Here is a 26835-nt window from a genome sequence, read left to right as displayed (position 1 = left end):
TGGCTTTTACGATGATAGTAGTAGGGAGAAATAAAGAACGTTCCCTGAATATTTTTTATGCCGAACTTTCTTAGTAGTAGTAGCCTCGTTGTCAGATACGATAAACCACCACGCTTGAGAATGAACCAAACACCTAAAGCAAGAAAGAACGCATTCAATAAAACTGAAAGCCAAAAAAAGGCTTGATTAGTCTGATTTACAGTCAATCTTTTCTTTAGCTCTCCAAAGTCTTCAAGACTCCGGAGAGCTAACCTCTATTACTTTGCTTTCGCTTCAAGATTCTCCAAGCGACTCCTTAGTTCCTGGTTCGCCTGCTTCAGTTGATCGAGTTCTTCCCGCAGTTGCTTTACGGCTTTGTCTGAGCCAACATTCTTTTGAACACGCTGGACAGCTTCTTCGGCAATGCGGCGGACGCGACCATCCGGTGTCTGGTCAGCAAGGGCTTGCAGAATACCGATCGCCCGTGCCGTTTCCATCTGCCCCAGTGCAATGACGACTGATACCTGTGTCAGGAAGAAGGTTTCGCGCGATAGCTCCTGGAGACGATCAAGAATCCGTTCCAGACTGCTATTGGTTTGTCCACTTGAGACAGCACCGAGTGCACGAATGGCAGCAAGGCGGAGTGCTTGAGGTGTGCCAGGAGCCGTGTATTCCAGAATGAGATTCAGAGCCTCTTCAGACGTTTTCATCTGGCTGAGGGCACCGATCGCCCCCGATCGCACTACTTCATTCCAGCCCTGCCGTTCTCTTAGCACCGACTTCAGTAGCTTCAGCACTTTCTCTTCTTTCGAGCTACCCAGGCTGCCCGTAACAATGCTACCTAACCCACGAATCGCGGCGGCTTCCACGTAGTAGCTGGCATCACCCTCTTCAGCAATCGGTTTAAGCGCTTTGTAGCTCTCGCGGGTTTTGATGGTTGACAGTGCTTCCACCGTTGCCCGTCGCACTCGCGCATCCGCATCCTTAAGTCCAGCCGTCAAGCCTTCCAATGCCTGGTCTAGCTTAATCGTTGCAAGGTTTTTGGCAAGTTCAAAGCGCACCCCCCAGAAAGGCTCCTGCTTGAGTGCGTCATTAAGGGCGTTGACTGCTTCTAGCCCCCCTTTCTTAGCCAGCATTTCGGCAGCAACAATGCGCGCGAGCGGATCGGGATCAGCCTTTAGCTGCACTTTGAGTTCTGGCAGCGGATACTCTAGTACCACCGTTTTCAGAATGTGATTACCCACGTCAAAGCTTACAAAATCCGGCTTCTTCTCTAGGGGGAAGTAGAAGGCTTGCTCTTTCTCATGAATGCGGACGGAAAAAGTTTTGAGTTTTGAAGCGTTTTTGCCTTCTGCCTCATCTCCCACATACCCAAACCCGATCGGCACTTTCAAATCAAACAACTCACTCTGACTGCCGTTACCTTCTTTCGCCTGGGTTTGAGTAACAGTGACTTTCGCAAGGTTGCTGTCGTTGTCCCAGGAGTAGGCAACCTTATAGTCGGGATGTCCACCACGGTAAACATATTGATCGAAGAGGAAGAGTAGGTTGCGTCCGCTGGCTTTTTCGATCGCCCTTAACAAATCAACCGTCTCTACTGTCTTATGAGCATTGTCATTGACAAAGGTGGTAACCGCTTTCCAGAACAAGTCATCGCCTAACTCGGCGCGGATCATGTGATAGACACAGGCACCTTTTTCGTAGAGGTGGCGATCGTAGAGTTCGATTGCTTCCCGATACACATGGGTAACAATGGGACGGCGATAGCGCGAACTATCCTCATCCAAATAGTTACGGGCTTCATTAAGGCGGTAATAGGCGGCATCTTCGGCACCGTATTCGTAATCCGTCCACATAATTTCCGAATAGGATGCCATACCTTCCTTCAACCAGGCGTGCGACCAGTGCTTGATCACGACCAGATCGCCAAACCACTGGTGCGCGAGTTCGTGGGCAACCAGGCTTTCTGTACCCCGGTTGTCGAGGGCTGCCCGTTCATCCAACAAACAGCGATCGGTCAGCAGCGTGGTAGAGGTATTTTCCATACCACCAAAAATAAAGTCATCCACGCAGACCTGTGCGTACTTAGGGTAGGGATAGGCGTAGCCGTACTTTTCGCTAAAGAACTCAATCATGCGGGGCGTTTTGCCCATGCTGATGCGGGCTTCTTGCTCTTTGCCCTTTTCCACATAGTAGGTGACAGGCTTGCCGTTCCACTCGTCTTGCAATTCGGCAAAATCACCGACTGCCAGCGTCATTAAGTAGGTTGGATGCACCTGCTTTTGGTGCCAGTGATAGATTTTGTCATCACCATCGGCTTCAGTCTTCACCAATTCGCCATTGGAGATTGCCATGAGTTGCCTAGGCACCCGCACCCGGATTTCGGATGTTGCTAGTTGCCCTGGGTAGTCAAAGCAGGGAAACCAGAAACGTGAGTCTTCGTCTTCGCCCTGCGTCCACACCTGTACGGGTTTGTCAGGATAATGCTTGTCAGGCGCGATGAAGTAGATGCCGCGCTGGGGCTTATTGACGCTGTAGGCGATCGCCACTTCGATCGCTTCTCCGACCTTCGTCGTTGGCTCTAGCTGAATGTGTAAAAGTTCTCCGTCATAGTCAAACGCCTGTTTGGTTTCGCCAACTTGGACAGATTCGATCTGCAAATTCACGGCATCCAGCGTTAGGCGATCGATGCCATCGCGCACCGGGTTGAGACGAATGGTACAGGTGCCTTGATAACTTTGGTTAGGAATATCAAGCGCTAGATCCAGAAAAATATGCTCTACCTGTCCAGGGCGATCGGGGTTGTAATGAGGTTTCGCGCCAGGCAGCTCAAAGGACTTATGGCTATTTTCGGAATCAAGAAAAACCTGTGACATAGATGTAGGATGCTCTGCAAAGCTGAGAAAGAATGCTGGGGAAGCTTTTTTAGTCCAATTTGACTGTAAAGGCTGTTCTTTTTAGCGTAACGTGTATCTTGCGTCCGCGATGTAGCTAATATGCGTAAATAGGCTATGTGCTTTGCAATCATCCTTTCACACTTATGACTGCTACAAGTGTTTCTCCCCATCTGGCTTCGCGTCTAATTAACGGCATTCTAGCCATTAAACCGCTGGCAAACCTGGCAAAACGTCAGGCACGTCAAATGATGATTAAACGGGCAGAGTCGATCGACATTTACTGGACCAACGAAGTCAATGCCTTGCGCGCAAGAGCCTGGGAACATGACTTGGCACAGGTGCAAAAGACTGATCTAAACTACCCGGACTACTACGTCACCTCATTCCATGCGTACGAAGAAGGTAATCTAGGCTGGCAGCCAGCACTGGAAGTCGAAGTTGCTGCCCATGCTGCCCATGCCCGTATCTGGAAGGACGCTGGAGCGAAGGGAGATGCCCAACTGCGCCAAAGCTACCACGATGTTTTGAAAGCCCAGCTACCAAAAGCACCCGCCACAATTCTAGACATCGGTTGTAGTGTTGGCATGAGCACGTTCGCACTACAAAACGCTTTTCCTGACGCGCAAGTGACGGGCTTGGACTTGTCGCCGTACTTCTTGGCGGTGGCGAAGTATAGAGGAGAGGGGGGAAGGCAGGAGGCAGGAGGCACGAGGCAGAAGGCAGAAGAATCGCAACTAACAACTAATAACCAACAACTAACAGTTCCCTCAAGTCCCCACTCCCCACTCCCTACTCCCCACTCCCCCATCTGGCTCCACGCTGCGGCTGAGTCGACAGGTTTACCGGATGCGTCTTTTGATCTCGTTTCTGCGTGCTTGCTGTTCCACGAGTTGCCGCAAAGTGCTGCCATTGCCATCATTCGGGAAGCGCGTCGTCTATTGCGCCCCGGTGGTCATCTCGCCATTATGGATATGAACCCCAAATCGGAAATCTTTGCGAAGATGCCGCCCTACGTGAAGACGCTGTTAAAAAGCACAGAACCGTATTTGGATGAATACTTTTCGCTGGATCTTGAGGAGACGATCGCCGCTGCTGGTTTTACTCAGCCGACTGTCATGTTTAACAGTCCACGCCACCGCTCGATCATCGCTCAACGGCAATGAGTCACTACCCTTAATGTAAAGCTACTAGCTGCTACGAAAAAAAGCCTCAACTGTAAAAATCTTTGAAGGGTTACAGCAGCCGCAAGATGAAGGGATAGCGGTAGGCTTTTTGCGGGTCTTTCGCAATGCGAATAATCGCAACAATAGGCGGGAGAAAACTGATGATCGCTAGCAAAAGGAACGCTGGCAGGATAGGTCCTGGATTGTTAAGCGCACCGAAAACTAGCAAGACAAAAATAATTGCGTAAAAAATGTATAAGTTGATATAAAAGTTAATTGCTTCTTTAGCATTTGCCTTGACCACTGCGTCATCGGAAGCCAAAAGAATGGCGATCGGAATACCGATTGAAACAATGGAGGAACTGAAGAAAATGGCACCGTGACAAGCAGCAGATAAGAGCTTGCGCTGACGAACGTCATCCATATCGTTTCTCGCTATTTATGTGAGTGTAGTGAGACTAAAGGTAATCGCAGATTGGGTTTCTGAGTTAACCTAACGCTTGCATCGGTTACGTTATCACTTACCCATCCCAAAGACGATTAGTCCTGGTGCTCACAACACTCGCAAAATAAAGGGATAGCGGTAGGGTTTTTGTGGGTCGGTGGCAACGCGGACGATCGCAATAATGGGCAAGAGAAAACTAGCAATCGCTAACAGAATAAGTAGCGGAATACCGATCGCCACGAGAATTAGCAAGGCAAAAATAATGCCGTAGATGTATAAGTTGATGTGAAAGTTAATGGATTCTTTAGCGTTTTCCTTAACCACTGGATCGTCGGAAACTACGAGGATAGCGATCGGAATACCGATTGAAACAATGGTAGAGCTGAAGAAAATGGCACCGTGACACGCGGCGGATAAGAGCTTACGTTGGCTAAAGTCGTCCATATCCCTCCTTTGTAGACCAGTGGTAGACAGATAAAGGCTCATTAAGGGAGCAAACTGCCCTCCTATAAGAAACAGTGAGTGATATCACGTTTCCAGACTTAGAGCTATCAAATATCGTTTGCCTCATTTTACTCTCTGCACTCTGGCGATTGCCGCTATCGTTAAGGTATTGCTAAACTCAAACTCCTGATCGACATCGATGCCTTGAAGCGGTTGGACAGCAGAGCAAGTGGTTAAGCAGCTTCTGACAACCGCCATCGCTCCTTCCACCAACCCCAAAGCCACCGACTAAACTCCACCAGCCATTGGCTCTCCACTTGTTAAACGTATGTCTACAGAACTTCAGGCTGAACTGCAAACAGCAGTCGAGCGGCGGCGCAACTTCGCCATTATTTCTCACCCCGATGCGGGCAAAACGACGCTAACTGAAAAGCTGTTGCTGTACGGAGGTGCAATTCACCAGGCAGGAAGCGTCAAAGCACGACGGGCACAGCGACACGCCACCTCTGACTGGATGGAAATGGAGCAACAGCGGGGGATTTCGATCACGTCTACAGTGCTACAGTTCGCCTACCAAAACTGCCAGATCAATTTGCTGGACACCCCCGGACACCAGGACTTCAGTGAAGATACGTACCGTACGCTTGCGGCTGCTGATAATGCGGTGATGCTGATTGATGCGGCAAAAGGTTTGGAACCGCAGACCCGCAAGCTGTTTGAGGTTTGCCGGATGCGGGGCTTGCCCATTTTTACCTTCATTAACAAGCTCGATCGCCCCGGACGCGAACCACTGGATCTGCTGGACGAGATTGAGCAGGAATTAGGCTTACAGACCTATGCGGTGAACTGGCCGATCGGCATGGGCGATCGCTTTAAGGGTGTGTACGATCGTCGCAGTGCTCAGATTCATTTGTTTGAGCGGAGTGCTCACGGTCAGCGAGAGGCAGTTGATACGGCGATTGATCTGGGTGATCCCCGTATTGAAGGGCTTCTAGAACAGTCGCTTTACCATCAGTTCAAAGACGATTTAGAACTGCTAGAAGGCTTGGGACCAGAGCTAGACCTAGAGCGCATTCATCATGGCAAAATGACGCCTGTCTTTTTTGGTAGTGCCATGACCAACTTTGGGGTCGAGCTGTTCTTAAACGCCTTTTTGGACTATGCGCTTAAGCCTGGATCGCACGCCAGCAATAAGGGTGACATTCCGCCGACTTATCCTGAATTTTCGGGCTTTGTGTTTAAACTGCAAGCCAACATGGACCCAAAACACCGCGATCGCATCGCTTTCGTCCGTGTTTGTTCTGGCAGGTTTGAGAAAGATATGACCGTGAGCCATGCCCGCTCGGGCAAAACAGTGCGCCTGTCGCGTCCGCAAAAGCTGTTTGCTCAAGACCGAGAGGTGATTGAAGAAGCCTATCCCGGTGATGTCATTGGGTTGAATAATCCAGGTGTATTTGCGATCGGCGACACCATCTATGTTGGCTCGAAGCTAGAGTATGAAGGCATTCCCTGCTTTTCACCTGAACTGTTTGCTTACCTAAAAAATCCCAATCCGTCTAAGTTCAAGCAGTTCCGTAAGGGCGTTTCAGAGCTGCAAGAAGAAGGCGCAGTACAGATTATGTATTCTGCGGATGAAGCAAAGCGCGATCCCATTCTGGCTGCCGTGGGGCAACTCCAGTTTGAAGTGGTGCAATTTCGGATGCAAAACGAGTATGGAGTCGAAACGCAGCTTGAACTGTTGCCCTACAGCGTCGCGCGTTGGGTTGATGGCGGTTGGGAGGCTCTCACAAAGGTCGGTCGTCTCTTCAACACGGTTGCGGTCAAAGATAGCTGGAACCGTCCCGTTTTACTATTCCGCAACGAATGGAACGTAAGCCAAGTACAGGCAGATCATCCGGAGTTACAACTAAACTCGATCGCCCCCGTAGTTTCTGGGAGCGAACCAGCGGCTTCATAAAGCTATTCTAAAAAGGTTGTAGAATGCCCAGCAGTCTACTATCCCTTTTTGAGTAGGAGAAGCGCTATGCCTCCGGTTCCTGATCCGTCACCGATCGCCCATGACTCCGACCTGGAAGCCGGACTGTCAGCACTAAAGCAGGGTGATTATAAAACCGCGATCGCTAAATTAGAAGCGGCACCACTGCTCCCCCAGCATCCTCTGACTGTAAAAGCGCAGATGGGGCTAGTAGTTGCCTATGCCCGTACAGGTGAACCGTTGCGAGCCGCTGCACTTTGCCAAACGCTCCAGCAAAGCGAAGCACCTGAGGTTAGCGAGTGGGCAAGTAAAACGCTGGCAAGCCTAGCCGAACGCTACCCGCAGGTCGATCAGCTTCAAGACGATCGGCTTAAAGACGCTCAGCTTGAAACAGACCCGGATCTGGCTGCAACACCGTCATCGTCCAGCCTTGCCTCAGATAACGCTGACCTGACTGGCTTTACGCCCTTTGACCCTGCTGCTCCGCCTAGTTTTACGGACGATCGCAGTGGCTTTACGCCGTTTGATCCTGCCGCGCTGCACCCGCAAAGTTCTGAGCCGCAAGCTGTTGACGGTGGCTCTGAGCAACCAGACGTAGTGTTGCCAAAGGTCAATCGATCGACTGCTAATGCTGAAGAGACGGCAGTTCGTTTAGAAGGGCAAAACGTAAGCAAGGTAAGATCTCCTGCGGTTTCTTCGGGCAAAAAGCGACCACAGGGAACAGCAGCAGCGATCGCTAGTAACCCGTTGCAACCGACCGCGTTAGAGGAGCCACAGTCTCTCTATCAGGCAGTTTGGCGGCAGGCAGGGCGGCTTAAACAAGGCAAATCGCTGGGTAAAGTTAAGCTGCTGCGCTTGCTGCTATTACAGGCAGGTACGGCGATCGCGTTGTTCTGGATGGTGCAGACGATCGCTTACTACGCTACGTTTTACTACCGCATTGCGCTCACTGCAATTCCCTTCCTTAACATACCGCGTCAAATTTTCGGTCCACCCGTTGTACCTGTTTTGGTACTCTTGGTGGTTCTCTTCATCGCGTCTCGCTGGCTGCTCGATGGGCTGCTGACCACTGGCTATGGGCTGCAACCATTGACGTTAAGTAAGCTGGCTACCTACAGCCCCGAAACGGCTCAGTCACTACAGCGTTTTTGCCGTCAGCAGGGCATCCCCATGCCAACACTGGGGCTGTTGCCAACGGCTGCGCCACTCGCGTTCAGCTATGGCTGCTTGCCTCGTGTGACACGCACTGTGGTCAGTCAGGGGCTTCTAGAACAACTGGCAGACGATGAAATTGCGACGATTTACGCTAGCGAGGTAGGGCATATCTCCCGTTTTAACGTGCCGCTGCTGTCGCTCGTGATGGTGCTGATGCAAATTCCTTACACCATGTACTGGCAGGTTAGTGTCTGGGGTGATCGCAAACAAGCAGCCATTTCACGCTTCTCAGCCAGTCTCATCGCAGCAGTTAGCTATGGGGTTTATGCCTTAATACGATGGACTGGTCTCTGGCTAGCGCGCCAGCGAGTCTACTATAGCGATCGCGTGGCGGCAGAGCTAACGGGCAATCCTAATGGCTTCACTCGTGCCCTACTGAAGCTTGCGATCGGCACAGCAAAAGAAGTCCAAACCCAGAAACAAACGAGCTACTTACTAGAAGGTTTTGATCTACTGCTGCCGTTGGGTCAGCGGATGGCAACCACGATCGGCAGTGTTTACCCCTACGCGCCCATTGAGTCTGTGCTGGCATGGGAGCGAACAAACCCCTACCGCCACTGGTTAGCGATTAACAACTCTCATCCACCAACAGGCGATCGACTGCACTTGCTCACGGTCTATGCGCGTCATTGGCAACTAGAGACTGAACTGGAGTGGTCACAGCCAACCAGCAAGAAGATAACGCTGACTGCCCGTCAATGGCGCACGCTGTTGCTGCAAGGCGCACCCTTTTTTGGATTGGTCTTCAGTTTTGTGTTTGCCTATCTGTTGGAGACATTAGGCTGGTACGGGATGCGATCAAACCTGAGCCAACTGTCATGGATGTATGGCGATCGCGCTTTGCTACATGGCTTACCGCTGATTGGGTTTAGCATTGGCACCTTTATTCGCATTAACCCGCTCTTTCCGGATGTGCCGTTCTCCAATGCTAAAACCGATCGTGCTGCCACCTCTTTAGTCCCCTTGTTAATGCCTGCTGATCAGGTGCCAGTCGATGGTCGCTCGGTACAGTTAGAGGGCAAACTGCTGGGTCGTCGTAGTCTTAGTAACCTTTTGAGCCAGGATCTACTGCTGCAAACCACAACGGGAATCGTGCGGCTTCACTGGTTGTCAACGTGGGGACCGATCGGCAATCTGCTGACTCAAGCCGTCCGTCCAACAGCGTTGCTAAATCAAGATGTTGTCGTTACAGGCTGGTTTCGGCGTGGCGCAACGCCTTGGATTGATGTGGAAACGATTCGGACAGCAGGTGGTCGCGTCAGCCGGAGCGGACATCCCATTTGGTCTACTATTTTGGGTACGATCGCCGCTGCCTGGGGTCTCTACATCCTCTTCCGTGTTGGCTTCTTTTGATGAGAGCTGGTGCGTCAGACTCACAGTAGGCGTAACTGGGTTTCTTGCGGTTGCTCAGCCTCTTGCTTGAAAGGGACGATCGCGTCCAGTTCAAAGACTAACTCGGCTTGACTGAGCCATGCGTGTTCTTCTTCTGCCAGCAAACTCTGGGCAACATCCAGCATCTCGACAGAAATTTCTTGCAGGTCTTCTCGGTTCACTAGGTAGGCTTTGAGCGCATCTAGTGGGTCGATATTGCTACCTACACCGAGTTCAGGCAACCGAGCGCGAGAAAACTGACTGACTAATTCGGGGTGAATGGTGTAGCTATGGGCAGGGCTAAGTGCCTGATGGATCGCTACAGTGTCAATGTAGTCAAGCTGCTCCGATCGCAGATGATACACCAATCGCACCACGGCATCCTGAAGCACCTCTGGCTTAAGCGCTTGCAGTAGATCTGCCTGAGGGGTGTCAGAAGCGGAGAGGTTCACCTCGATCGTGCGAAAGGCGCGAACCGGTACAGGGCAAAACTCAAAGGTCGTCTGTCCTTTTTCCAGCGCGACCAGCACAAAGCCTTTGTCTTCCTTCTCTTCGCTGAAATCGACGCGCTCAATGCTACCGGGATAAACGATCGGTGGCTGTTCGCATAGCACCTGATGGCGATGAACGTGCCCCAGCGCTACATAGTCAAAGCAGTCCCGTGCCAGCAACCCCAACGGCACAGTAAAGCCTTTGCCCACAGCCAAAAATCGCTCGGCTCCAAAGCGGGCATTGTCTGCCATCAAGTGAGCCAACAAAACGGTGGGAATGTCTGGGTCAAGGCGACGGATTTCACCCTCTAGAGCCACACGGAGGCGATTGATCAACAACAAACTAACTTCACCCAACGACAGCCCTTCGGCATCGGGTCGTGTCAGCAAGGTCGATCGCGTCAACCAGGGTAAGGTGATCACCTGCACCAGACCGTTGCGGGTTTCAATGCAATGGGTCTCCAGGCGATCGCCCACAACAAAACCGGGCACTGCCAGCGTGCGGTAAATCGACAAACTCGCCCCGCCTTGCCCTTGGGCGTGTTGGTCATGGTTGCCCACCAGTAGCACAGCAGGAATTTGCGCGGCAACCAAACGCTGAAACTGTTTTGCAAACGCTTCTTGCACGATCGGCGGTGGTGTAGCATCAGGAAACGCATCGCCGCCAAACAAGACCAGATCAACAGGTTCTACAAGGGCGCGATCGATGCAGCGTCCTAGCGTGGCAACAAAATCTTCCAGCCGTGAATTCAAGCCAGTTTCAGGGTTTACTCGTCCGTGGACAAACCCACTGCCCATGTGAATATCTGACAGATGCAGAATTTTGATCACGCTGTTACCTGATACTGACAGCCCTTGTCCAGTGTAGATCCCATTCTCTCAGGTAGCACGGTCTATGCAGAAGTCGGGGTTCAAAACGTGACTATAGCAAAAGGATGAAGGATGAATCGAAGCCCTTGTTCAAAGGAAGTTTCAAGGTTTATGTCTGTCCTAACGCTCTCTTCGACTACTATATGAGTCAGACTGAGCGCCTAACACAGAACTCCGACTGCTTTAAGCAGCTTCTAAGTAGAAGGGCTAAATTAAGCACTACTGAGAGACCGGGTTTCGACTGCGCTCAACCTGCCGACGCATAGGACTGAGAGCATTGAGCGAAGCCGAAATGCAGCAATAATTACGCCCAGTTTCTAGCGCACCATTGCACCCCGGATGATGGCACTAAACCAGGAATCGGGCAGCAGGTTGCGTAAGAAAATCACCGCTCCCGCATTGCCACCCGCAGGATAGCGCAGCCGTCGAGAGTTATCTGTTGCCGCTTGATAAATTACCTGTGCGGTTGTTTCCGGTGGCGACCCGGTCTTATCCGCATTTTTCATCGCTGCCGTGACCTTTGCAACAAACGCATCATACGCAGTCAGCCCCGGTTTACTGGCAAGGTCTGCCGATCGCTCGTAAAAATCAGTCTTAATCGGACCCGGCTCAATGAGTTTGACGCGAATATTGAATGGTTCCAGTTCATATTGCAGCGATTCTGAAAACCCTTCCACTGCCCATTTTGTGGAGTGATAAAGGCTATAGAGCGGGAACCCCATATGTCCACCAATGGAAGACACGTTCATAATGATGCCCGATCGCTGTGCGCGAAAGTGCGGCAAGAGCGATCGCGTCACTGCCATTAAGCCAAACACATTCGTCGCAAACTGACGCTCAATCTGCTCCAGACTACACGCTTCAAACGGTCCGATTAAGCCATAGCCTGCATTATTCACCAGCACATCGATCGACTGAAAGCGCTTCAACGCCTGCTCGATCGCCTGCTGAATCGATTCTGGTTCGGTGACATCTAAGCGCATGCAGCAAACGCGATCAAGTGCCGACAACGAGACAGCCTTCTCAGGCGAACGCATCGTTGCTACCACATTCCAACCCCGCTGCTGAAACAAAAGCGCAGTTGCATAGCCAATGCCCGTCGAAGCACCCGTAATGAGAATTGTTTTAGCCATAGAGGGAGAGGAGAGAGTTTTGAGTTTTAAGTTCTTAGTTTTGAGTTGAAAGATAAGCGCCGCACTGAAACGGTTGCATTCCTTTAGCCTTTAGCCTTTCTACCCTACTCCCTACTCTCCACTCCCTACTCCATCTAGATATGAATCCCACACTCTGTCTTGCCCATACCCCGCCAGCGTCCGGCGCGCTCATCTTCACCTTCGGCAATGGGGGTTGTAATGGGTTCGTCGCCAATGCTGGGATAGCCCTGGTCATGCAGGGGGTTGTAGATAACATCGTGTTCAAACACGTATGCCCAGGTTTCTTTGCGCGTCCAGTTAGCGATCGGGTTAATTTTGAGGCGCTCTTGCGTATCAAGTTCAAAGATCGGCATATCGGCACGAGTGTTTGCCTGATCGCGTCGTCGTCCAGTGATCCAGGCGATCGCGCCTAGCTCTGCCAAGCCACGCTGTAGCGGCTCGATTTTGGTAATCTGGTGAAACTTAGCAATGTCCGTATCCCACAATGCTTCACCGTACTTAGCAGCAAACGCCTCACGGGAGTCAATCTCTGGCATTTTGTAAATTTGCAAATTGAGGTTGTAGAGCGCTTTCGCTTTGGCAACCAGTTCAAGCGTTTGGGGAAAGTGGTAAAGCGTATCTAAAAACAGCACAGGTACGGGTTGAGCGGGTTTCAGCTCGCGATAAAACAGATCAGTAATCAGGATGTCATCGACGTTAAACGCGCTGGTTTGCACCAACCCTGTCGGAATGTTCTCGACACTCCAGGCAAGGATATCTTTAGGGTGGGCGTTCTCAAAACGCTGGTTAAGTTTCTTTAGATCAAGCTGGGTCGGTTGAATCAGCGGTTGCGTAGATTGGGTCATCGCGACGAGTTACCTTAAGTCTTCTGCATTCTCTACGATAGCGAACTAGGGTAACGTTGTGGAAGCACGATCGCAACGAAGTCGATCGCGCTTTAGCAGCACGACTTGCTAGAGCAGCACGCATACAGCCATTTAAAGCAGCAGGAACAAGACTTGAGCCTTCATCTCATCCTTTACAGCAAACCGGGTTGCCATCTGTGCGAAGGGCTGCAAGAAAAGCTAGTACAGATCCAGAGCCTTGACCTTACGTTAGACGTGCGCGATATTACCACTCGCGACGAGTGGTTTCAGGCGTACCAGTATGAGATTCCCGTGTTGGTGCTGGTGGGGAGTGAAGGGAGAGGGAAAGCAGAGGAGGAAGCGGGAGCAGGGGAAGCAATTCAAAGTTCAACACTTCATCCTTCATCTTTTATCCCTTTGCCCCGTCCGTCTCCGCGGGCGACGGTGCAGCAGTTGGAGAAGATGCTGCGGCAGTATTTGTAAGTGCATTTAGGCATGAGCGCAAACCGAGAACGCTGCCATGCGGGGCTTGATGACGATCGCTCATTGCACCCAACCTTGGGCGGTAGTGCGTTTGAGAAATAACCGGGCACTCTAGCGTAGTTAACTGTGGGTACGACGTTATCTCCTTGATTACTCTTCTCATAACCTCTTTGCTCTAAAAGTAAACGCCATGCTACAGTCTCAACTCTCTCTTACTGCTAGCATCCACGAGCTACAGACCCTGGTTATGTCCTTCCATCCAGTGATCGTGATTGAAACGGTTGAGGAAGAGCGGGTGCAGACGTTGTTGCAAGAGGCGACGCAAGAGATGCAAGTGCAGTTGCTGGAGTGGAGCATCACGCAGGGTTTAGCGCGATCGCACAGTGTCGCCAGCAAAGATTTTTTCAGTGCGCCCGACAATCGCTGGATGGATGAGTGTGCCCCTCCTGGAAGGCAGAAGCCTGCTGCCTTTGAAGACACCACTGATCCGCTCAAAGCACTGCAACAGATGCAAGAACTTGGCTGTAAGGCAGTTTTCTTGCTCAAGGACTTTGCCAGACATTTGGAAGATGCTGCCGTTGCCCGTCAGTTTCGCGAGGTCATTCAGCTTTTTGCTCAGAATCGATCGGCGATCGTCCTCACAGGTGACCCCATCAAATTGCCGTCTGAGATCGCTCATGATGTCGTTTACTTTGACCTGAAGCTGCCGGGACGGGATGAGTTGCAGCAAGTGGTGATGGATGTGATTCGATCGCTGCGAGTGCGAAACCGCATCCAAATTGAACTTCAGGATGCTGATGTGCCTGCGCTAGTGCAAGCATTAACGGGCATGACCTTAAAGCAAGCGCGGCAGATCATTGCTTATGCAGCGCTAGAAGATGGCAAACTAACGCTGCAAGATGTAGGACGGATACTGAAGCGCAAAGCTCAAATCATTCGCGAGGGAGGCGTGCTGGAATATTTCCCGACTAGCGATGTGGTCATAGACTTGGGTGGTTTCCACGGACTGAAGCAATGGCTGTCTCAAGCGCGAGTTGGCTTCAGTGCTCAGGCAAAAGCGCTCAACTTGAAACCACCCAAAGGCATTTTGATTGTGGGCATTCAAGGCTGCGGCAAGTCATTGGCGGCAAAAGCGATCGCTCGCGCCTGGAAGATGCCCTTGCTTAAACTCGACACCAGCCGTCTGTATGACAAGTATGTGGGCGAATCGGAAAAGAACTTTCGGCAAGCGATCGCCTTGGCTGAGTCGATGGCTCCTACTATCTTGTGGATTGATGAAATTGAGAAGACACTCGGTGGCAGTACTAGCAGCGACGCAGATGGCGGGCTGAGTCGTCGTCTTTTTGGCTCCTTCCTCACCTGGATGCAGGAAAAATCTCAGGAAATCTTTGTGGTGGCGACTGCGAACGATCTCTCCCAACTGCCGCCCGAACTCTTACGAAAAGGACGGTTTGACGAATTGTTCTTCGTCGATCTACCCGACGAAGCCGAACGCACTACGATTTTGCAAATCCATCTGACGCGCCATAAGCACGCGCCCCATCAGTTTGATCTGGTGGCATTGGTGGCAGCGATCGATGGCTTTAGTGGTGCCGAGATAGAGCAAGCCGTGATTGCCGCGCTCTACCGCGCGCTCTACCTGCAAAAACCACTGGACACTGCCATGCTGCTCGAAACGATCAAAGCGACTATTCCTCTATCTGTCTCTCGTCGTGAAGATTTACAGAAAATGAGAGCGATCGCGCAGGAACGCTTTGTCAACGTGCGCTAACGAGCATCTACTTAAGGCAGTGCGATAGTGCTCGCCACGTTACTCAACGAAGTCAGTGCATCCGTTGAGAATGAGACAGGTTATACTCATTTCAAGCGATCACTACTGACAGCCTATGAGACTGCTGGCAGCAGTGGGAACTTATAATCAAGCTGTTTGCCCCACACTTGAAGGTCGAGACGAGACAAGAGACGGTTGTTTTAACCCAACGAAGGCAGAGATAGGGAATGCTGTATCTGGCACAGGTACAAAAAAAAGGGCTTTTGGGCAAGACGGGGCTACAGTTACTCGCACGTCAGCGGTCTGAAAATGCGTGGACGCTTTTGCCTGAAGAAGAAACGATCCTTACAGCCGAAGCAAATAGCCTCAGCGAAGGAATGCTAGTTTTGGTGGAGTTGACCTCTACCCGGCAAGTGTTGACTGCTCAAGATGCCAAAGACTGGTTGCTGGATATTATGCAGAAGTTTTTGGTAAGTGGTATTACGCCAGCATTTTTGCAACAAGAAACGGAGCGAGCCGAGCAATGGCGGCAGTCGCTCACGTTGCAAAGTCAGGAACTCGATCGTCGTGCGCTGGAGCTAGAAGCACGCAAAGAGCAAATTCAGGACATGGAAGAAAAGCTCAAACGAGAAAAGCGTACGCTCGACACACAATCGACTTAGCATAAACCGCAAAGCAACCTTGCTAATTAGTCGATTCAAGCCAAGCCAATTAGTCGATTTAAGCCAACGTCACGGAAGCTGGCACTTCTCCTGTGAGGCTAAACGCCCGTACATCGGTTATTTTCACATCGATTAGTTTGCCTTTAGTGGTGGCAATATCGCCAGCAAAGAATGTGAGACGGTTGCTGCGGGTGCGCCCCATCACTTGAGTAGGGTCTTTAGTATTTTGTGCTTCGACAAGAATTTCTTCGGTGCGATCGCGATACCGTTCTGATCGTTCCATTGCTTTAGTCGAGCCAAGCCGATTGATCCGCTGGAGGCGATCGCTCTTCACTGCTTCACTAAGCTGATTTTGCCACAGAGCAGCAGGTGTGTTGGGACGGGGTGAATATGCTGCCGTGTTTACCAGGTCAAAACTAAGGTCGTCAATGAGTTGCAGCGTTTGCTCAAACTGCTCTTCTGTTTCACCCGGAAAACCTACGATCGCATCAGCGCTAATCGAGGCATCGGGCATCACTTGGCGAATGGTGTCAATAATGCGGCGATATTTCTCCTGTGTATAGCCTCGCGCCATTGCTTTGAGAATTTCGTTACTGCCCGATTGAAAGGGAATGTGGAAGTGTTCGCAGACCTTGGGCAACTCGGCGCAGGCACGAATTAGGCGATCGGTGAAATAACGAGGATGGCTGGTCGCAAACCGAATGCGCTCAATGCCCGGTACATCATGGATGTAGTAAAGCAAATCGGTCAGAGTATGCTGATGACGACCTTCCGGCGTTGAGCCAGGGAGATCACGCCCATAGGCATCAATATTTTGCCCCAGCAGTGTAATTTCCTTAAAGCCCTGCTGCGCCAGCACCTCGATCTCGGCACGAATGGCTTCGGGTGTGCGAGATTGTTCTACGCCACGTACGTTTGGCACTACACAGTAGGTACAACGTTCGTTGCAGCCATAGATCACATTTACCCAAGCAGTGACGGTGCTATCACGTCGGGGCTTGGTGATATCTTCCATAATGTGAAGCGGTTCGGTCGCCACAACCTGATTGCCGCTAAACACATCCTCCAACAGATCTTGCAGGCGGTTGGCATGTTGTGGACCCATGACTAGATCCAATTCCGGCACGCGACGTAGCAGTTGTTCGCCTTCTTGCTGTGCTACACAACCCGCCACAATTAAAGTTAAGTCCGGTTGCGTTTGCTTCCGTGCTGCTTGCTTGCCCAGATAGGAATACACCTTTTGTTCGGCATTGTCACGAATCGTACAGGTGTTATAGAGAATGAGGTCGGCATCGTCAGGCTGCTCTGCCCACTCAAAGCCCATTGTTTCTAAGATGCCTGCCATACGCTCAGAATCGGCTTTGTTCATCTGGCAGCCGAAGGTGGTGATATGGTAGCGGCGAGAGACAGCAGTCATGAAAGGTCGGTTGAAGGGTCAGTCTTAGATCTTAGTTGAAAAAGATTTGAGTTGAAAAGATTCGAGTAGAGCCTTGAGGGAACGATCGCCCCTCTTACACCAAATCAACTTGCAAAGGCTACAGAGCTTTTACTCTCATCCCCAACCTTTTTTCCGAAGAAGAGGGCAACGAAAGGCAACTGCCCTCTCCCAAGAGCGAGGGCTTGAGGGTAAGAGCGGCTTAGTTGCTTGATCTATGGCACCTATTTTGGGATTTGGTATTACAACACAACTAATCACACAAAACAGGGGCACAGCAACGCTATGCCCCTACCGAAAGTAAGTTGTGAAAAAGCCTTTTGCAAGAAGCCTGTTCTACTCTAGCTAAAGCTCATTGCGACAGTGCTTCAGCAAAAAGCAGAAAGAGCGATCGCCCTCTCGCTTACAGACCTGTTTCGCTATCATGTTCCACATTGTTGGGGTCTACACCCATTGGCGCAACGATGTTACGGAACAGCGTAATTTGTTCGTTGAACTCTAACCCTTTAATTTGGGTAAACAAAGCGTCTGCTTCTTCCGAAAGTTTGTAGTCAGACGGCATAGGGCTTACAGTACCGGCCTCCATACCCTGAGCCAGCAGGTACCAGAACAATAGTTTTGTAGTGTCGCCGATCGCGCCATATTCGCGTGAAATCAGCGTATTTTTGTGAGTAATCAAATCGCGCTGTAGCTGTAACTGCTCGTCATGCGGCAGGTCTTTAACCTGATTAAACAGCCCTTCGGCAATGGTTGGAGAAACGGTGCTGGCTCCTGGTGCAGCCGGTGTGATGGATTTGCCCATCTCGGTGTAAATAAACCAAAACAGCGCAAGTTGCTGATCAACATCCAAGCTTTGAAAGGCGTTTAATTGTGCGCTGGCAGTGTTAGACGTGGTGTATGTCATAAAAACCTCATAATGCTGCCTGCAATGTAGCGAGACCGCGATCGTCATTACATCCACCGCAGACAGAGCATCAGGACTCTACCAAAGACAGAGGCGAAGCCCGACTGACTGCATGACCTTTAAACGGGTGAAATGATGCACAGCAGGAGCGAGTCATGGTAGAACGAATGCTGGAAGGCAAAGTTGCCGTAATTACAGGTGCAGGTTCTGGCATTGGTCGAGCGACTGCACTCACGTTGTCACAAGCAGGTGCAATGATTGCCGCGATCGATCACACACTTGAAGAAAGTCAGCAAACGATCGACGAAGTAGAGAAAAATGGTGGCAAAGGCATCGTGACGATCGCCGACATTTCTCAACCCGATCAAGTAGAGCAGTCCTTTCAGCAGATTATTGAGAAATGCGGACACATTGACATCGTGTTTGCAAATGCAGGTATTAACGGCGTTTGGGCACCGATCGAAGACCTCACTCCAGAGGAATGGGATAGAACTCTGGACGTGAATCTTAAAGGCACTTTTCTAACTACAAAATACGCCGTTCCTCACTTAAAACAGCAGGGTGGCTCCGTCGTAATCACTGCGTCTGTAAACGGCACTCGGATTTTTAGCAATACAGGTGCCACTGCCTACGCCACGTCTAAAGCGGCTCAAGTAGCATTTACTAAAATGGTGGCTCTAGAGCTAGCACCGCACCATATTCGAGTGAATGTGATTTGCCCAGGGGCGATCGAAACTGCCATCAACGAAAGTACCAAACGGCGAGATCTGGAGCAAATTCAAACGCCTGTCGAGTTTCCCAAGGGCAAAATTCCTCTTTCTGAAGGGAAACCCGGTAAATCTGAACAAGTTGCCCAGCTAGTGCTTTTCTTAGCTTCCGATGCCTCTAGCCACATTAGCGGCACCGAAATCTGGATCGATGGTACTGAGTCACTGTTGAAAGGCTAAAAGATAACGGATCAATAACGTTCCTCTTTGTATCCTTCCTCTCTTATTCTTCATCCTTTTCCCCTATGCCCCAAGTCTTTGGCAAACTTCCCATCCACGCCCGTTCCTGGTCAACTTTGGGCGCTGTGAGTTCTGTTGAGCAGGACGATCGCGGTGTTTATTGTCAGTGTGGTGATGCGCTTCTATCCGTGACCGTGCTGACCCCATCGTTAGTGCGGGTACGGCTGGCACCAACGGGGAAACTTCTGCCTCGGCGCTCTTGGGCAGTTGCCAAAGATGATTCAGAGTGGTCACCTGTGTCGATGGATGTGCAGGAAACAGAGGCGGCGATCGAGATCAAAACTGCTAAAGTACGCATCCGCATTGAGCGCAATCCCTGTCGGCTTGTTTGCTTTGACCAAGCAGGCAGACCCTTTGCAGAGGATGCCGAAACAGGCATTGGCTGGTCAGAAAAGACGGTAGCTGGTTGGAAGAAGATGGACGCGGATGAGCACTTCTACGGCTTTGGTGAACGCACTGGGTTGCTAGATAAGCGCTCGGAGCGCAAAACAAACTGGACACTCGATGCGCTGGACTATACGACAGTAGCGGATGAGATGTACCAGGCGATTCCGTTCTTCATGGCGCTGCGTCCTGACGTTGGGTATGGCATTTTCTTCAACACCACCTTCTGGAGCCAGTTTGACATGGGAGCCTGCAAACCCGGCGTGTGGCAGATGGAAACCCACAGCGGCGAACTGGACTACTACATTGTCTACGGTCCTACGCCTGCCGAAATTTTAGAAACCTATACGCAGCTTACGGGACGGATGCCGCTGCCGCCCAAATGGTCGATCGGCTATCATCAGTGTCGCTGGAGCTATGAATCTGAAAGCATTGTGCGGAAGCTGGCGCGGGAGTTTCGCGATCGCCGGATTCCTTGTGATGTGATTCATCTCGATATTGACTACATGAATGGCTATCGCGTGTTTACTTGGAGCCCCAAACGCTTTGCGGAACCAGCGAAACTCATGCGCGATCTGAAGGAAACAGGTTTTCAGGTCGTGACGATCGTCGATCCGGGGGTGAAATACGAACCGGAGGCGGATTACACCATTTTTGACGATGGATTAAAGGAAGATTACTTTGTACGCAAAGCAAACGGCGAAATCTTCCACGGCTATGTGTGGCCTGATAAAGCGGTCTTTCCCGATTTCCTGAAGCCAGAGGTGCGTCACTGGTGGGGCGATGCTCAAAAAGCCTTGACGGATGTAGGCGTGGCAGGTATCTGGAATGACATGAACGAGCCTGCCATTGTTGATCGACCCTTTGGTGATGAAGGTGTTCATATCTGGTTTCCGCTCGATTCGCCGCAGGGTCCAGCCGACGAACAAGCCACTCATGCCGAAGCTCACAATCTTTATGGGTCAGGTATGTCACAAGCCTGTGCTGAGGGGCTGGAGCGGTTGCGTCCCACCGAGCGATCGTTTGTGCTGACGCGATCGGGCTATGCAGGTGTACAGCGCTGGTCATCCGTATGGATGGGCGATAATCAGTCTTGGTGGGAGCATTTGGAGCTTTCCATTCCTATGCTCTGCAACATGGGTTTGTCTGGTGTGGCGTTTGTTGGTGCTGACATCGGTGGTTTTGCTGGCAACGCAACGGCGGAACTGTTTGCCCGCTGGATGCAGGTTGGGCTGCTCTATCCCCTGATGCGGGCACACTCCTCCATGAAGACGGAACAGCATGAGCCCTGGGTTTTTGGAGAACGAACCGAACGCATCTGCCGTGAATACATCGAGTTGCGCTATCGTCTCTTGCCCTATCTCTACACTGCCTTTTGGGAAGCTGCTACGACAGGCGCACCAATTCTGCGTCCGCTGGTCTATCACTATCCCAACGATCCTAAGACCTATGCCCTGCACGATCAGGTGTTGCTTGGTCCGTCACTTATGGCGGCTCCTGTTTATCGTCCTGGTGTCGAGTGTCGTGCCGTCTACTTGCCAGAGGGCATTTGGTATGACTGGTGGACGGGTACGCGCTACGAGGGTGCCACCCACATCCTGGCTGATGCACCGCTAGAGCGAATGCCCCTTTACGTTAAAGCCGGAGCGGTCATTCCTATGCAGCCCGTGATGCAGTATGTAGACGAACGCCCGATCGATGAGCTTCGTCTTCGCGTCTGGTCAGGTGATGGTGAGTTTATCCTGTATGAAGATGATGGGCGTAGCTTTGAGTACCGTAATGGTTCCTGGGCAACCACTGTGTATCGCGTCACCGCAGAGGGCGAACGTACAGCCCTTCACATTCAGGCACGACAAGGTAACTGGACTCCACCAACACGAACTGTTGTTGTCGAGCTAGTCGGTGTAGGCGAACAACGCTTTGAGGATGACGGGAGCGATCGCACCCTCACCTTTTAGGATCAACTTCAATCCCGCATCTTTGCCTGCACATCGCTAAAGTCGTCACTGGACGACATGAGTTCCAGGACAAAATCCGGCGCGATCGGTGGAGATTTTGCTTTTTGGTCTGGTGTTAAGGCATCCCAACGGTCTTGTTTGATCCAGGAAACATCGGGCGATCGGAGAGCCTGGTTCGGCAACCGAAAACACGTTGAAGAATCAAAGACGACCCCAAGTTTTGCTTGCCGATTCCAGATGACAAAATCTGCATTGAGTTCGGAGTTATAGCTTCCTGTTTCGCCACCTGTGGGTGCCACAATGACCAATTCTCCTTTCGCAGTGCGCTCAAATTTGACATCAGGATTGGCTCGACAAAGCTGTGCAAAGTGCTCGTCGGTTATTTGAACGATCGCATCAAAATTGATCGTAAACGCCGTCATAAAACTCCCGCTTCTGCTTGCTGACGTGCCTGAATTTCGAGGTATACGAGTAACGCATTCACATCAGCCGGATTGACACCGCCAATGCGAGTTGCCTGTCCAATCGTGAGAGGCTGCACTTTAGCAAGTTTTTCGCGGGATTCTTTAGAGAGCGTAGCGATCGCGCTGTAGTCTAAATCGGGTGGCAGCTTGCGATGTTCTTGCCGGACGATCGCGTCAATTTGGTGCTGTTGCCGTTGAATATACCCGGCATATTTGATGTCAATTTCAGCCCCTTCTTTTTCGGCGCGATCACACTCTGCATTGCCTAACCCAAACTGTTCCAAATTGGCGTAGTGGAACCCTGGCTTCCGCAGCAAATCGGCTAGGGTCAGCGAGCCTTTAATTGCCTGCTGCGTATGCGCTGCAATCTTTTGACCCAGTTCATCATGCTCTTTCACACGAGTTTCATGCAGCCGTTCTTTTTCAGCAACAATCCGTTCTTGTTTATGGGTAAATAAATGCCAGCGGCGATCGTCAATGAGTCCAATCTCCCGACCCAGGGGAGTCAGTCGTTGGTCAGCGTTATCCGATCGCAGCAGTAGGCGATACTCCGATCGTGAAGTCAGCACTCGATAGGGTTCGCGCAAGTCTTTTGTGCAAAGGTCGTCAATCAAGGTGCCAATATAGCTTTGCTCACGCGGGAAGATAACCATTTCCTGATTTTGCACCAACCGAGCTGCATTAATACCTGCTACAAGCCCTTGTGCTGCGGCTTCTTCATAGCCAGTCGTACCATTGATTTGCCCAGCGCAGAATAACCCTTCAACCGCTTTGGTCATCAGGGTGGGATAGCACTGCGTTGCAGGCAAATAGTCATACTCGACGGCATAGGCAGGACGCAACATGGCGCAGTGTTCCAATCCAGGGAGCGATCGCAGCATTTGCAACTGAATCCTTTCTGGCAAGCCTGTTGAAAAGCCTTGAATATAAAGCTCTGGTGTATCGCGTCCTTCTGGCTCAATGAAAATCTGATGGCTTTCTTTATCAGCAAAGCGCACGATTTTGTCTTCAATGCTGGGGCAATAGCGCGGTCCTTTGGCATCTACCCAACCACCATAAACGGGCGATAGATGCAGGTTTTCGCGAATGATGCGATGCGTTTCAGCAGTCGTACGTGTCAGGTAACAGGGCATTTGCTCCCGTTCCACCCACGCTTCGGGGTCGAAGCTAAACCAGCGCACGTCTGCATCACCGGGCTGAGGTTCCAGGTTGGTGAAATCGACGGAGCGACGATCGACCCTCGCAGGTGTCCCCGTTTTTAGCCGTCCCGTTTCAAAGCCCAGCCGATTGAGCGTTTCGGTCATCCCAACAGCAGCAAATTCTCCCGCTCGTCCGGCTGCCATTGACGTATTGCCGACCCAAATTTTGCCGCCCAGAAAGGTGCCTGTGGTCAGCACTACGGCTTTGCACTGAAACGCTACGCCGAAGTAGGTTTGCACGCCGATGATTTCGTTGTTCTCGCCCAAGACTAGATCGGTTGCCATGCCTTCGCGGATCGTCAGGTTTGACTGGTTTTCCACGATCGTTTTCATGACAGCCGCATATTCGCGCTTATCCGTCTGCGCCCGTAGCGCCCAAACAGCCGGACCGCGTGACGCATTCAGCACACGCTTTTGCAGGTAGGTGCGGTCTGCCATTTTGCCGATTTCCCCACCGAGCGCATCCACCTCATGCACCAATTGAGACTTCGCAGGACCACCCACCGCAGGGTTGCACGGCTGCCACGCGATTTTGTCGAGCGTTAAGGTAAGCAAAAGTGTGCGACAGCCCAGCCGCGCCGTTGCTAGTGCCGCCTCGCAGCCAGCGTGTCCGGCTCCTACAACAACAACATCAAAGGCATCCAAAAAGTCAACGGACGATCGCACGGTCATAAAAACTTTACGGCTTGGGACTCTCACCTCATTTTAGCGGTTCTGGTCAGCGCAAAGGAGCGATGGCGATCAACAGTGACATTGAAAAGGTATGTGCCAAGGAGCTAGAGCGGAAAGGATCAGACGCGTGAGGGACGATCGTCATTCCAGTAACAGCATGACCCTAGCCCATGAACGCTCTAGTACACAAAGAAAAAGGTGAGACACGATCGCGCCTCACCTCTTTACAACTGAGTTTAGGATATGAACTCTCGGCAAGCTAGATATTCTTCTCGCTCAATTCGCGTGCCATGTAATCGAACGGCTGATCTAGAAACGCAGCGTTGGTGATGCCAGCTTCAGCCACAGTTTCTTGGGCGATCGCCTTCAAAATTTGGATGCCGCGCACGGTCGGTCCAGGTGGTACACCCAGCGAATTGTAGGTTTCGCGTAGCCCTTCTAGCACCCGCTCATCCAATACATCTGTGTCACCAGCGACAAGGGCGTAGGTAGCGTAGCGCAGGTAGTAGTCTAAATCGCGCAGGCAAGCGGCATAGCGACGAGTTGTGTAAGCATTGCCACCGGGACGAATCAACTCTGGCAGTTCGTCAAACAACTGCAAACCCGCCTGTTTGACAATTGCCGCTGCATTCGCATTGATGACTGCCGATGCCTGTACCCTTGCAATACCCGTATCAAAATACGCTTTGAGGCTATCAATGGCATTGCGATCGAGGTAACGACCTGTAATATCGTAATTTCTAATCAAACTCGTTACTGCATCACGCATGAAACTCTTCTCCCAACGATCCTTAATATGTTCTTAGTTATGGTTGACTCGTTCGACGACAAAAGTCTTGCTCAGTGGCAAGCCTAAAGGCACATCGCGATCAACAGATTCAAAGTAAGCCATGCCCCATGGACAACAACAGTGATTGATCAATTCACGCTCATCATTCTAGGCGTATAATCTCTAGTCACATACGGCTCAAATCGTAGAACTGACGGTTCTTTGAGTCCAAGCGTACGGTCAAGTTTACCATTGCCTGAAACAGAATCGTGCCATGTTGCAATTGTAAACATCAAGTGTTACAAGTTCTTAAAACTACGTTAGAGCAGTCACTCTACACGCTCGCTTAAACACCCTGCCCTTAACCTAAACTTAAGTCTCGGCTGGTAGAGCAATATTTTGTAGCGATTGATACAAAATTGACTCAGGCCAATCTCTAGGATGATTCAGATACAAGTAAGCTCTAAGCCTGGAGAGGGTTTGCTAAGGCAGCCTCTTCCTAACAATTCTTTCATTGGCTTTAGAAAAGCAGGGGAAGTTTGTGGCTTTGGTTGAAAGCTGACTAAGACTGTAGGCTTCTGTCTCGGTTCAAGCTCATTGTTCTGTGTTTGAGCGTTTGAAGTTGTGGATCAGTTGATCGCACAGATCCGACGTTCCAGCATCAAACCTCAGGATGCAACGCTTTCACTGCCGCGCTCAAATTATTTCTACCGTTCTTCTTTCCTCCAACTTTAGAGACAGTACCGCAACAAGGAGTAATACATGGCATCCCCGCAGGAAATCCTGGAATGGATTAAACGTGACAATATTCAGATGATTGATCTGAAGTTCATTGACACGCCAGGAACGTGGCAACATTTGACCCTGTTCCACGACATGATCGATGAAAGCAGCTTTAGCGAGGGTGTTGCCTTTGATGGCTCTAGCATCCGGGGTTGGAAAGCCATTAATGACTCAGACATGGCAATGGTGCCTGATCCAGATACTGCCTGGATCGACCCCTTCATGGCAGAACCGACTCTGAGCATGATTTGTAGCATTATCGAGCCACGCACAGGACAGCCCTACAGCCGTGACCCTCGCTCGATCGCTCAAAAGGCGATCGATTACTTACAAGCAAGCGGCATCGGTGACACTGCCTTTTTTGGTCCTGAAGCCGAGTTTTTCTTGTTTGACGATGTGCGCTACGACCAAACCCAAAACGCTGGCTACTACTACGTTGATAGCGACGAAGGCGTGTGGAACTCGGGTCGTGAAGAATATAATCCAACTACTGGCAAGGGTGGCAATCTGGGGTACAAGCCTCGGAATAAAGAAGGTTACTTCCCCGTTGCGCCGACTGATACGCTGCAAGACATCCGTACTGAAATGCTGCTGGCAATGAAGCATTGCGGTGTGCCGATCGAGAAGCACCACCACGAAGTTGCTACAGGTGGACAGTGCGAATTGGGCTTCCGGTTTGCATCTTTGGTGAAAGCTGCTGACTATTTGTTGACCTATAAGTACTGCATCAAAAACGTGGCGAAGAAGCATGGCAAGACTGCTACCTTCATGCCCAAGCCGATTTTTGGCGATAACGGCACCGGAATGCACTGCCATCAGTCCATCTGGAAAGATGGTCAGCCGACCTTCTTTGGCAACGAATATGCTCAGCTGAGCAAGACAGCCATGCATTACATCGGCGGTCTGCTGAAGCACGCACCCTCGCTGTTGGCTTTTACAAACCCAACGACCAACTCCTACAAGCGCCTGGTGCCTGGGTTTGAAGCACCTGTAAACCTGGCATACTCTCAGGGCAATCGCTCTGCCTCCATTCGGATTCCACTGTCGGGTGATAGCCCTAAAGCCAAACGGTTGGAGTTCCGTTGCCCCGATGCGTCGTGTAACCCATATCTGGCGTTTGCGGCTATGCTCTGCGCGGGCATTGACGGCATCAAGAACGAGATTGACCCCGGCGATTCACTAGATGTAGACATCTACGAACTCACTCCCGAAGAACTGGCGAAAGTGCCTTCAACGCCTGGCTCCTTAATGGATGCACTGAAGAACCTGGAAACGGATCATGATTTCTTGACGGCTGGTGGGGTTTTCACTGAAGACTTCATCGAAAACTGGATTAGCTACAAGCTCGATCGCGAAGTGATTCCAGTAAGCATTCGTCCGCATCCCTATGAGTTTGCGCTGTACTACGACTGCTAGATAGTACAACTGTTGTTAATAACGACACATCTACCATCTGCGCGGCGATCGCTCCTCTACCTCTCTTGCCTACGGGTAA

At 51.1% G+C, this 26835-nt stretch carries 20 protein-coding genes; 9 read left to right on the top strand and 11 right to left on the bottom strand.

From position 1 onward, the window contains the following. Positions 1-257 precede the first annotated feature (257 nt). On the bottom strand, positions 258-2855 hold the full coding sequence (locus H6F86_RS06890) for a M1 family metallopeptidase (protein WP_190447428.1): 2598 nt from the start codon (positions 2853-2855) through the stop codon (positions 258-260). A gap of 164 nt (positions 2856-3019) precedes the next feature. Here H6F86_RS06890 and H6F86_RS06885 point away from each other — a divergent pair, with 164 nt between their 5' ends. Further along, positions 3020-4039: a class I SAM-dependent methyltransferase gene (locus H6F86_RS06885; protein ID WP_190447426.1), complete on the top strand. Its 1020-nt coding sequence runs from the start codon at positions 3020-3022 to the stop codon at positions 4037-4039. A gap of 70 nt (positions 4040-4109) precedes the next feature. Here H6F86_RS06885 and H6F86_RS06880 read toward each other — a convergent pair whose 3' ends face one another. Both H6F86_RS06880 and H6F86_RS06875 read right to left on the bottom strand, forming a co-directional pair. Beyond that, a complete protein-coding gene (locus H6F86_RS06880) occupies positions 4110-4463 on the bottom strand; it encodes a DUF4870 domain-containing protein (RefSeq protein ID WP_190447423.1) in 354 nt (117 codons plus the stop codon). A gap of 129 nt (positions 4464-4592) precedes the next feature. After that, positions 4593-4928, bottom strand: a complete 336-nt coding sequence (locus H6F86_RS06875; RefSeq protein WP_190447422.1) for a DUF4870 domain-containing protein — start codon at positions 4926-4928, stop codon at positions 4593-4595. Between the two features lie 328 nt (positions 4929-5256). On the opposite strand from H6F86_RS06875, the gene prfC reads away from it, so the two are divergent. Together prfC and H6F86_RS06865 are read left to right on the top strand one after the other, a co-directional pair. Continuing rightward, positions 5257-6885, top strand: a complete 1629-nt coding sequence (gene prfC, locus H6F86_RS06870) for a peptide chain release factor 3 (protein WP_190447420.1) — start codon at positions 5257-5259, stop codon at positions 6883-6885. A 66-nt stretch (positions 6886-6951) separates the two neighbouring features. Further along, positions 6952-9471, top strand: coding sequence for a M48 family metalloprotease (locus H6F86_RS06865; RefSeq protein WP_190447418.1), 2520 nt, complete (start codon positions 6952-6954; stop codon positions 9469-9471). Between the two features lie 20 nt (positions 9472-9491). On the opposite strand, the gene sbcD is transcribed toward H6F86_RS06865, so the two are convergent. The 3 genes from sbcD to cysH all read right to left on the bottom strand — a co-directional run bounded on the left by sbcD (position 9492) and on the right by cysH (position 12849). Beyond that, positions 9492-10811 carry an exonuclease subunit SbcD gene (gene sbcD, locus H6F86_RS06860; RefSeq protein WP_190447416.1) on the bottom strand — a complete coding sequence of 440 codons (1320 nt, stop codon included), beginning with the start codon at positions 10809-10811 and terminating at the stop codon, positions 9492-9494. Between the two features lie 356 nt (positions 10812-11167). Next, the gene (locus tag H6F86_RS06855) at positions 11168-11983 is read right to left on the bottom strand and encodes an SDR family oxidoreductase (protein ID WP_190447414.1); all 816 of its coding nucleotides are present in this window, start codon (positions 11981-11983) and stop codon (positions 11168-11170) included. Between the two features lie 134 nt (positions 11984-12117). After that, the gene (gene cysH / locus H6F86_RS06850) at positions 12118-12849 is read right to left on the bottom strand and encodes a phosphoadenosine phosphosulfate reductase (RefSeq protein WP_190447412.1); all 732 of its coding nucleotides are present in this window, start codon (positions 12847-12849) and stop codon (positions 12118-12120) included. 105 nt (positions 12850-12954) lie between these two features. On the opposite strand from cysH, the gene H6F86_RS06845 reads away from it, so the two are divergent. From H6F86_RS06845 to H6F86_RS06835, 3 genes are all read left to right on the top strand, one after another. Then, positions 12955-13332, top strand: coding sequence for a glutaredoxin family protein (locus tag H6F86_RS06845; RefSeq protein WP_242033395.1), 378 nt, complete (start codon positions 12955-12957; stop codon positions 13330-13332). A 190-nt stretch (positions 13333-13522) separates the two neighbouring features. Beyond that, complete coding sequence (locus tag H6F86_RS06840) at positions 13523-15103, top strand: AAA family ATPase (protein WP_190447410.1); 1581 nt, start codon at positions 13523-13525, stop codon at positions 15101-15103. A 227-nt stretch (positions 15104-15330) separates the two neighbouring features. Further along, entirely contained in the window at positions 15331-15765 is a 435-nt protein-coding gene (locus H6F86_RS06835; RefSeq protein WP_190447408.1) for a hypothetical protein, read from the top strand. 58 nt (positions 15766-15823) lie between these two features. On the opposite strand, the gene miaB is transcribed toward H6F86_RS06835, so the two are convergent. Continuing rightward, complete coding sequence (miaB, locus tag H6F86_RS06830) at positions 15824-17182, bottom strand: tRNA (N6-isopentenyl adenosine(37)-C2)-methylthiotransferase MiaB (protein WP_190447406.1); 1359 nt, start codon at positions 17180-17182, stop codon at positions 15824-15826. A gap of 421 nt (positions 17183-17603) precedes the next feature. After that, the gene (locus tag H6F86_RS06825) at positions 17604-18104 is read right to left on the bottom strand and encodes an orange carotenoid protein N-terminal domain-containing protein (RefSeq protein WP_190447404.1); all 501 of its coding nucleotides are present in this window, start codon (positions 18102-18104) and stop codon (positions 17604-17606) included. Between the two features lie 155 nt (positions 18105-18259). Between H6F86_RS06825 and H6F86_RS06820 the strand changes: the two genes are divergently transcribed. Both H6F86_RS06820 and H6F86_RS06815 read left to right on the top strand, forming a co-directional pair. Then, positions 18260-19051: an SDR family NAD(P)-dependent oxidoreductase gene (locus tag H6F86_RS06820; protein ID WP_242033394.1), complete on the top strand. Its 792-nt coding sequence runs from the start codon at positions 18260-18262 to the stop codon at positions 19049-19051. A gap of 65 nt (positions 19052-19116) precedes the next feature. Then, a complete protein-coding gene (locus H6F86_RS06815; protein WP_190447402.1) occupies positions 19117-21453 on the top strand; it encodes a glycoside hydrolase family 31 protein in 2337 nt (778 codons plus the stop codon). Positions 21454-21461: 8 nt separating this feature from the next. Here the strand turns inward: H6F86_RS06815 and H6F86_RS06810 are convergent, their stop codons facing one another. From H6F86_RS06810 to apcB, 3 genes are all read right to left on the bottom strand, one after another. Continuing rightward, on the bottom strand, positions 21462-21875 hold the full coding sequence (locus H6F86_RS06810) for a Uma2 family endonuclease (RefSeq protein WP_190447400.1): 414 nt from the start codon (positions 21873-21875) through the stop codon (positions 21462-21464). Further along, the gene (gene mnmG / locus H6F86_RS06805) at positions 21872-23788 is read right to left on the bottom strand and encodes a tRNA uridine-5-carboxymethylaminomethyl(34) synthesis enzyme MnmG (protein WP_190447398.1); all 1917 of its coding nucleotides are present in this window, start codon (positions 23786-23788) and stop codon (positions 21872-21874) included. The genes H6F86_RS06810 and mnmG overlap by 4 nt, the downstream gene beginning before the upstream one ends. A 259-nt stretch (positions 23789-24047) precedes the next feature. Further along, positions 24048-24557, bottom strand: coding sequence for an allophycocyanin subunit beta (gene apcB, locus H6F86_RS06800; protein ID WP_190447397.1), 510 nt, complete (start codon positions 24555-24557; stop codon positions 24048-24050). A 762-nt stretch (positions 24558-25319) separates the two neighbouring features. Here apcB and glnA point away from each other — a divergent pair. Continuing rightward, a complete protein-coding gene (glnA, locus tag H6F86_RS06795; RefSeq protein WP_190447395.1) occupies positions 25320-26756 on the top strand; it encodes a type I glutamate--ammonia ligase in 1437 nt (478 codons plus the stop codon). Positions 26757-26835: the final 79 nt, after the last annotated feature.

The sequence above is a fragment of the Phormidium sp. FACHB-592 genome, assembly GCF_014695795.1.
GTDB lineage: Bacteria > Cyanobacteriota > Cyanobacteriia > Leptolyngbyales > Leptolyngbyaceae > Stenomitos.
Note: the sequence above shows the minus strand (reverse complement) of the source record. Positions and strands in the feature narration are given on the sequence as shown.

Excerpts from the sequence above, each read along its gene's own strand:
- H6F86_RS06885 (WP_190447426.1), top strand. The coding sequence starts at position 3,020 with ATGACTGCTACAAGTGTTTCTCCCCATCTGGCTTCGCGTCTAATTAAC.
- H6F86_RS06875 (WP_190447422.1), bottom strand. The coding sequence starts at position 4,928 with ATGGACGACTTTAGCCAACGTAAGCTCTTATCCGCCGCGTGTCACGGT.
- H6F86_RS06815 (WP_190447402.1), top strand. The coding sequence starts at position 19,117 with ATGCCCCAAGTCTTTGGCAAACTTCCCATCCACGCCCGTTCCTGGTCA.
- H6F86_RS06865 (WP_190447418.1), top strand. The coding sequence starts at position 6,952 with ATGCCTCCGGTTCCTGATCCGTCACCGATCGCCCATGACTCCGACCTG.
- H6F86_RS06840 (WP_190447410.1), top strand. The coding sequence starts at position 13,523 with ATGCTACAGTCTCAACTCTCTCTTACTGCTAGCATCCACGAGCTACAG.
- H6F86_RS06835 (WP_190447408.1), top strand. The coding sequence starts at position 15,331 with ATGCTGTATCTGGCACAGGTACAAAAAAAAGGGCTTTTGGGCAAGACG.
- H6F86_RS06810 (WP_190447400.1), bottom strand. The coding sequence starts at position 21,875 with ATGACGGCGTTTACGATCAATTTTGATGCGATCGTTCAAATAACCGAC.
- apcB (WP_190447397.1), bottom strand. The coding sequence starts at position 24,557 with ATGCGTGATGCAGTAACGAGTTTGATTAGAAATTACGATATTACAGGT.
- mnmG (WP_190447398.1), bottom strand. The coding sequence starts at position 23,788 with ATGACCGTGCGATCGTCCGTTGACTTTTTGGATGCCTTTGATGTTGTT.
- prfC (WP_190447420.1), top strand. The coding sequence starts at position 5,257 with ATGTCTACAGAACTTCAGGCTGAACTGCAAACAGCAGTCGAGCGGCGG.
- H6F86_RS06825 (WP_190447404.1), bottom strand. The coding sequence starts at position 18,104 with ATGACATACACCACGTCTAACACTGCCAGCGCACAATTAAACGCCTTT.
- H6F86_RS06820 (WP_242033394.1), top strand. The coding sequence starts at position 18,260 with ATGGTAGAACGAATGCTGGAAGGCAAAGTTGCCGTAATTACAGGTGCA.
- miaB (WP_190447406.1), bottom strand. The coding sequence starts at position 17,182 with ATGACTGCTGTCTCTCGCCGCTACCATATCACCACCTTCGGCTGCCAG.
- H6F86_RS06890 (WP_190447428.1), bottom strand. The coding sequence starts at position 2,855 with ATGTCACAGGTTTTTCTTGATTCCGAAAATAGCCATAAGTCCTTTGAG.
- H6F86_RS06855 (WP_190447414.1), bottom strand. The coding sequence starts at position 11,983 with ATGGCTAAAACAATTCTCATTACGGGTGCTTCGACGGGCATTGGCTAT.
- H6F86_RS06880 (WP_190447423.1), bottom strand. The coding sequence starts at position 4,463 with ATGGATGACGTTCGTCAGCGCAAGCTCTTATCTGCTGCTTGTCACGGT.
- cysH (WP_190447412.1), bottom strand. The coding sequence starts at position 12,849 with ATGACCCAATCTACGCAACCGCTGATTCAACCGACCCAGCTTGATCTA.
- glnA (WP_190447395.1), top strand. The coding sequence starts at position 25,320 with ATGGCATCCCCGCAGGAAATCCTGGAATGGATTAAACGTGACAATATT.